This window comes from Allobranchiibius sp. CTAmp26, from assembly GCF_017565405.1.
Classification (GTDB): domain Bacteria; phylum Actinomycetota; class Actinomycetes; order Actinomycetales; family Dermatophilaceae; genus Allobranchiibius.
Window position 1 is genome coordinate 1 of sequence record NZ_JAGEKR010000033.1, and the last position, 1796, is coordinate 1796.

The 1796-nt window shown below is 66.1% G+C and carries 2 protein-coding genes; both read right to left on the minus strand.

Going from position 1 to position 1796, the window contains the following annotated elements:
• Positions 1-201: 201 nt before the first annotated feature.
• A complete protein-coding gene (locus J4030_RS17700) occupies positions 202-1485 on the minus strand; it encodes an IS256 family transposase (RefSeq protein WP_208050565.1) in 1284 nt (427 codons plus the stop codon).
• Positions 1388-1796, minus strand: a 409-nt coding sequence (locus tag J4030_RS17705) for a YciI family protein (RefSeq protein WP_208050564.1), incomplete at its 5' end; no start/stop codon positions are given. The genes J4030_RS17705 and J4030_RS17700, both read right to left, overlap by 98 nt.

Sequence of the window (1796 nt, forward strand, 5' to 3'; positions counted from 1 at the left end):
CGACCCGGTCATCACCATTACTTCCAGCACGCTTTCGGTGCCTGTGTCCCAGCTGTTATGGCTGTCAACGTCGCGGCTAAAGCTGGTGCGAGCGCCTGTTCAGGTCACCCCGCCGCGCCCGCGGCTGCGTCACTTCACCCCAAGTGCCCTGCGCAGGAACCACCGGGCCTGTCCGATGAACGGTGTTTCTGGCGTTCATTGTTAGAGGTTCTCCGCGGCTGGCATGCGGTCGGCGAAGGTGATGGCGAACGCGTTCAGGGCTGGCTTCCACCGCATCGCCCATCGTGCCTGTCCGGTGCCCTTGGGGTCCAGGCCTCGGGTGACCAGGTAGAGCGTCTTGAGCGCGGCCTGTTCGGTGGGGAAATGGCCGCGGGCACCGACCGCGCGCCGGTAACGGGAGTTCAGCGACTCGATCGCGTTGGTAGAGAACAACACCCGGCGTATCTCCACGTCGTAGGCCAGGAACGGTGTGAACTCCTCCCACGCGGCCCGCCACAGTTTCGGGATCGCCGGGTAAGGCTTGCCCCACTTCTCCTCCAGCTCTTCGAAGCCGGCCCAGGCGGCCTCGACGGTGGGCGCGGTGTAGATCGCTTTGAGGTCCCGGGCCAGCTGGTCCCAGTACTTGCGCGAGGCGTACCGCAGCGTTGCTCGGATCAGGTGGATCACGCAGGCCTGCACGATCGCCAGCGGGAACACGCTGTTGACCGCGTCCGGCAGCCCCTTCAACCCGTCGCACACGACGAAGAAGATGTCGCCCACGCCGCGGTTCTTCAGGTCGGTCAGTACCCCCATCCAATACTTCGCTGACTCCCCGCCACCGGCGGTGCCGGCCCACAGCCCCAGCACGTCGCGGTGCCCGGCCAGGTCGACTCCGATCGCGGCGTAGAACGGCCGGTTCCCGACCTGCCCATCACGGACCTTGACGTAGATCGCGTCGATGAACACCGCGGCGTAGATCCCCAGCAGCGGGCGGGCGCACCAGGCCTGCATCTCCTCCACGACCTTGTCAGTGATCCGCGAGACGGTGTCCTTGGAGATGGACGCGCCGTACACCTCGGCGAAATGCGCAGAGATCTCTCCGGTCGTTAATCCCTTGGCGTACAACGAGATCGCGACCGCGTCGACGTCCGTCAGCCGACGTTGCCGCTTCGCCACGATGACCGGTTCGAACGTGCCGGCACGGTCCCGGGGCACCTCGATGTCGACCTCGCCCGCGGCATCGGTCAACACCGTCTTGGCCCTGGTCCCGTTGCGAATGTTGCCCGCGCCACCCTCAGGGGCGTGGTGCTTGGCGTGCCCGAGGTGGTCGGTCATCTCCTCCTCGAGCGCAGTTTCCAGCACCGTGGCAGTGATCGACTTCAGCAGCCCGTCCGGGCCAGTGATGTCCTCACCCCGCGCCCGCGCCGCCTTGACCAACTGCGCGACCGCGGCCCGCTCCACCGCGGTCGCACGCGAGGAGCGTTCCTTCTTCGGTTCCTTCGGCATCGAGCTCATACCCGTGATTGTCTCGGTCATCAGTGACCAACCTTCCCGCCAACCGCAGCCGGCGCGTCAGGCCAGAAACACCGTTTGCCGGACAGTCCCGGACGACGAGGCCAGACCGTTTGGTTGCTTCAAAAGCGGCGCTTGCCGCGGCGGAATCCTTCAGCTCAATGATGTGCACGCTGCCGGTCGGCGTCTGGTCGTCGCGAAACGTCGGTCCTCGCGCAATGAGCTGCGCAGCGAACCGGTCCATGTAGGACCAGTGCGCCTCGCTCAAGTTATCGCGCAGAACCGCGGAGCCGACCCGATCGCGG

Bases quoted from the DNA above. Each gene is read 5' to 3' on its own strand.
- J4030_RS17700 (WP_208050565.1), bottom strand. From the start codon at position 1,485: ATGCCGAAGGAACCGAAGAAGGAACGCTCCTCGCGTGCGACCGCGGTG.